Source organism: Pedobacter alpinus, assembly GCF_042684645.1.
Lineage (GTDB): Bacteria > Bacteroidota > Bacteroidia > Sphingobacteriales > Sphingobacteriaceae > Pseudopedobacter > Pseudopedobacter alpinus.
The window spans coordinates 1-5366 of record NZ_JBHULV010000061.1 but is presented as its reverse complement, the minus strand read 5'-3'; the positions used below and the strand labels follow the sequence as shown (position 1 = coordinate 5366).

Sequence of the window (5366 nt, the reverse complement as noted above, 5' to 3'; positions counted from 1 at the left end):
AGGCTAAAACAAAAAACCCCTCATCTTTTGGATGAAGGGTTCTGCTTTATAGTCGTCTTTCAGACTTATAAAAATTGGCACCGACCTACTCTCCCACGTTTTACCGCAGTACCATCGGCTCTGGCGGGCTTAACTTCTCTGTTCGGAATGGGAAGAGGTGGACACCGCCGATATAGGCACCTAAATATTTTTAATCAAGTTGGAAGCTTTTGGTTTATAGGTATAAGAAAATTTTTCTCTGCCTTTCACCTTAAGCCTTTTAGCTTAATTTGACATATTATTGAAAGAAGGTATTGTTCGAGAAGATAACAAATTCAGTTTTCCTGAAAGTATCGGACAATTAGTATTACTCGACTTTGCGCTCACACGCTTTACATCTATAACCTATCAACGTAGTAGTCTTCTACGATCCTCAATGGAAATCTCATCTTGTGGCTAGTTTCGCACTTAGATGCTTTCAGCGCTTATCTATTCCCAACATAGCTACTCTGCAATGCCCCTGGCGGAACAACAGATTCACTAGAGGTTAGTCCAACCCGGTCCTCTCGTACTAAGGTCAGCCCCACTCAAATTTCCAACGCCCACAACAGATAGGGACCGAACTGTCTCGCGACGTTCTGAACCCAGCTCGCGTGCCACTTTAATCGGCGAACAGCCGAACCCTTGGGACCTTCTCCAGCCCCAGGATGTGACGAGCCGACATCGAGGTGCCAAACCTCCCCGTCGATATGAGCTCTTGGGGGAGATCAGCCTGTTATCCCCAGAGTACCTTTTATCCTTTGAGCGATGGCCCTTCCATGCAGAACCACCGGATCACTATATCCGTCTTTCGACCCTGATCGGCTTGTTGGCCTCACAGTCAAGCATGCTTATGCTATTGCACTCCTCGTACGGTTACCAAGCGTACTGAGCATACCTTTGAAAGCCTCCGTTACACTTTTGGAGGCGACCACCCCAGTCAAACTACCCATCAAACAATGTCCTTCGCTATGCAAAGTTAGACACCGAATACAGAAAGGGTGGTATTTCAACGTTGATTCCACTACGCCTAGCGACGCAGCTTCAATATCTCCCACCTATCCTACACATCCTGTACCCAATGTCAATGTTAAATTGTAGTGAAGGTTCATGGGGTCTTTCCGTCCCGTTGCGGGTACCCGGCGTCTTCACCGGGACCACAATTTCACCGAGCTCATGGCCGAGACAGCGCCCAGATCGTTACACCATTCGTGCAGGTCGGAACTTACCCGACAAGGAATTTCGCTACCTTAGGACCGTTATAGTTACGGCCGCCGTTTACTGGGGCTTCGATTCAATGCTTCTCCTTGCGAATAACATCCCCTCTTAACCTTCCAGCACCGGGCAGGTGTCAGGCCTTATACTTCATCTTTCGATTTTGCAAAGCCATGTGTTTTTGTTAAACAGTCGCCTGGGCCTTTTCACTGCGGCTGACATTGCTGCCAGCGCCCCTTCTCCCGAAGTTACAGGGCCATTTTGCCGAGTTCCTTAGCCATGATTCACTCGAGCACCTTAGGATTCTCTCCTCGACTACCTGTGTCGGTTTACGGTACGGGTTTTTATAACCTGAAGCTTAGAGGGTTTTCTTGGAAGTCTGATTACCTGAACTATCCACGCCCCCGAAGGTTTGCGGTACTATCAGCTTTCAGCTAGTCTAGCGGATTTGCCTACTAAACCAATACCTACGGCCTTTAACGAACTATTCCGTCAGTTCGCGTCAGTGTCACTACTCCGTCACCTCATCGCAGTTATAAAAAGTACTGGAATATTAACCAGTTGTCCATCGGATTCCCCGTTCGGGTACACCTTAGGTCCCGACTAACCCTGATCCGATTAGCGTTGATCAGGAAACCTTAGTCTTTCGGTGGGCGGGTTTCTCTCCCGCCTTATCGTTACTTATGCCTACATTTGCTTTTCTAACCTCTCCACGGTTCATTACCAAACCGCTTCACTGATGTTAGAATGCTCCCCTACCACTCATCCGCCAGTTGGCGGATAAATCCAAAGCTTCGGTATACTATTTTATGCCCGTTTATTATCCATGCCCGATCGCTCGACTAGTGAGCTGTTACGCACTCTTTAAATGAATGGCTGCTTCCAAGCCAACATCCTAGCTGTCTATGCAATCAGACCTCGTTAGTTCAACTTAATAGTAATTTTGGGACCTTAGCTGTTGGTCTGGGTTCTTTCCCTCTCGGCCCGTGACCTTAGCACCCCGGGCCTCACTGCAGCGTATATTTAATCAGCATTCGGAGTTTGTCTGGATTTGGTAGGATTTGACTCCCCCGCACCCAATCAGTAGCTCTACCTCTGTTAAACTTTACCGCCACGCTGTTCCTAAAAACATTTCGGGGAGTACGAGCTATTTCCCAGTTTGATTAGCCTTTCACCCCTACCCACAGATCATCCGGAAACTTTTCAACGTTTATCGGTTCGGTCCTCCAGTACATGTTACTGCACCTTCAACCTGTCCATGGGTAGATCACAAGGTTTCGCGTCTACCCCCTCTGACTGTACGCCCTATTCAGACTCGCTTTCGCTTCGGCTCCGTGTCTAAAACACTTAACCTTGCCAGAGAGGAGTAACTCGTAGGCTCATTATGCAAAAGGCACGCCGTCACAGAACAAGTCTGCTCCGACCGCTTGTAAGCACACGGTTTCAGGTTCTATTTCACTCCCCTGTTCGGGGTTCTTTTCACCTTTCCCTCACGGTACTGGTTCACTATCGGTCTCTCAGGAGTATTTAGCCTTACCAGATGGTGCTGGCAGATTCCCACAGGGCGTCTCCGACCCCGCGGTACTCAGGATACTACTATCATATTATTGCTTTCGTCTACGCAGCTATCATGCTCTATGGCCAGGCTTCCCATCCTGTTCGACTTCACTTTAATACTCATATTGTAGTCCTACAACCCCCATATTGCCGTAACAATATAGGTTTGGGCTATTTCCATTTCGCTCGCCACTACTCTGGAAATCACTATTGTTTTCTTTTCCTCTGCTTACTTAGATGTTTCAGTTCGGCAGGTTTGCGCTATTGCAATTAACCTTCAGTTAATTAGGTTTCCCCATTCGGAAATCTGCGGATCAATTCGTATGTGCCAATCCCCACAGCTTATCGCAGCTTATCGCGTCCTTCATCGCCTCTGAGAGCCTAGGCATTCCCCGTGTGCTCTTATTTACTTTCTCTTTTGTAGTTCTTACGCTACTGTAGATTGCTCTACCTGTTGTTTTTGTTATCTTCTCTTTCAATAACTTCTTCCAATATGTCAAAGAACTTTCCTAAGCCTATTAATACCTATGTATTAATAATCCGCTTAATAGTGGAGAATAACGGAGTCGAACCGTTGACCTCCTGCGTGCAAGGCAGGCGCTCTAGCCAGCTGAGCTAATCCCCCTTCTAAAATGATTGTAGTCCCGAGCAGATTTGAACTGCTGACCCCTACATTATCAGTGTAGTGCTCTAACCAACTGAGCTACGGGACTATTTGTCTCCCCTTCCTCAGTGGTGAATTCCCACCGATAATCATCTCTTCAGGTTCATCTTTTTTTTTATAAAAAAATATTCATGTAACGTAAAATTCTTAGTCTAAGTAACTCTAGAAAGGAGGTATTCCAGCCGCACCTTCCGGTACGGCTACCTTGTTACGACTTAGCCCTAGTTATCAGTTTCACCCTAGGCCGCTCCTTGCGGTTACAGACTTTAGGCGCCCCCAACTTCCATGGCTTGACGGGCGGTGTGTACAAGGCCCGGGAACGTATTCACCGCGTCATTGCTGATACGCGATTACTAGCGAATCCAACTTCACGGGGTCGAGTTGCAGACCCCGATCCGAACTGTGAACGGCTTTTTGAGATTTGCATCCTGTTGCCAGGTAGCTGCCCTCTGTACCGTCCATTGTAGCACGTGTGTAGCCCCGGACGTAAGGGCCATGATGACTTGACGTCGTCCCCTCCTTCCTCTCTGTTTGCACAGGCAGTCTGTTTAGAGTCCCCATCTTTACATGCTGGCAACTAAACATAGGGGTTGCGCTCGTTGCGGGACTTAACCCAACACCTCACGGCACGAGCTGACGACAGCCATGCAGCACCTAGTTTCGTGTGATTGCTCACTCATCTATCTCTAAATGATTCACTAACTTTCAAGCCCGGGTAAGGTTCCTCGCGTATCATCGAATTAAACCACATGCTCCTCCGCTTGTGCGGGCCCCCGTCAATTCCTTTGAGTTTCACCCTTGCGGGCGTACTCCCCAGGTGGATAACTTAACGCTTTCGCTTGGACGCTGACTGTATATCGCCAACATCGAGTTATCATCGTTTAGGGCGTGGACTACCAGGGTATCTAATCCTGTTTGATCCCCACGCTTTCGAGCCTCAGCGTCAATTATAGCTTAGTAAGCTGCCTTCGCAATCGGTGTTCTGTGACATATCTATGCATTTCACCGCTACTTGTCACATTCCGCCTACCTCAACTACATTCAAGCCTATCAGTATCAAAGGCACTGCGACAGTTAAGCTGCCGTCTTTCACCCCTGACTTAATAGGCCGCCTACGCTCCCTTTAAACCCAATAAATCCGGATAACGCTTGGATCCTCCGTATTACCGCGGCTGCTGGCACGGAGTTAGCCGATCCTTATTCTTACGGTACATTCAGCTTAGTTCACGAACTAAGGTTTATTCCCGTATAAAAGTAGTTTACAACCCATAAGGCAGTCTTCCTACACGCGGCATGGCTGGTTCAGAGTTGCCTCCATTGACCAATATTCCTTACTGCTGCCTCCCGTAGGAGTCTGGTCCGTGTCTCAGTACCAGTGTGGGGGGTCATCCTCTCAGATCCCCTAGTCATCGTCGCCTTGGTAAGCCGTTACCTTACCAACTAGCTAATGACACGCATGCCCATCTCAATCCTATAAATATTTGACCATTAGATAATGCTATCCTGTGGTTTTATGCGGTGTTAATCCGAATTTCTTCGGGCTATCCCCCTGATTGAGGTAGGTTGCATACGCGTTACGCACCCGTACGCCACTCTCATGGAACCGAAGTCCCAATCCCGTTCGACTTGCATGTATTAGGCCTGCCGCTAGCGTTCATCCTGAGCCAGGATCAAACTCTCCATTGTATAATGTTGGTTTGATACTAACTTGATGTTAATATTAATTAATTTGTATTCTTTGTTTTCTTAAACCCCAATGAACATTGGTGTCTTTTACGCTACATGATATCTTTTTAAAGAACTTCTCGCCGCTCCCTCTCGGTTTGGCTTTATGTTTGCTAACGCTACCGTTAGTTAACTTCTAAATTTGTTGCTTGCTAAAATCGCTTTAGCTTCTTTCCCGTTTAACCGG

The 5366-nt window shown here is 47.6% G+C and carries 2 tRNA genes and 3 rRNA genes; all 5 read right to left on the bottom strand.

The features are described 5' to 3' along the window. Nucleotides 1–72: 72 nt before the first annotated feature. A 5S ribosomal RNA gene (gene rrf, locus ACFSSE_RS17985) occupies nucleotides 73–184 on the bottom strand. A gap of 137 nt (nucleotides 185–321) precedes the next feature. Continuing rightward, nucleotides 322–3206 (bottom strand): 23S ribosomal RNA (locus tag ACFSSE_RS17980). Nucleotides 3207–3341: 135 nt separating this feature from the next. Beyond that, nucleotides 3342–3415 (bottom strand) — tRNA-Ala (locus tag ACFSSE_RS17975). A gap of 14 nt (nucleotides 3416–3429) precedes the next feature. Further along, a tRNA-Ile gene (locus ACFSSE_RS17970) sits at nucleotides 3430–3503 on the bottom strand. A 117-nt stretch (nucleotides 3504–3620) separates the two neighbouring features. Next, a 16S ribosomal RNA gene (locus tag ACFSSE_RS17965) occupies nucleotides 3621–5140 on the bottom strand. The 16S, 23S and 5S rRNA genes sit together here with 2 tRNA genes alongside, the layout of an rRNA operon. Between the last annotated feature and the right edge of the window lie 226 nt (nucleotides 5141–5366).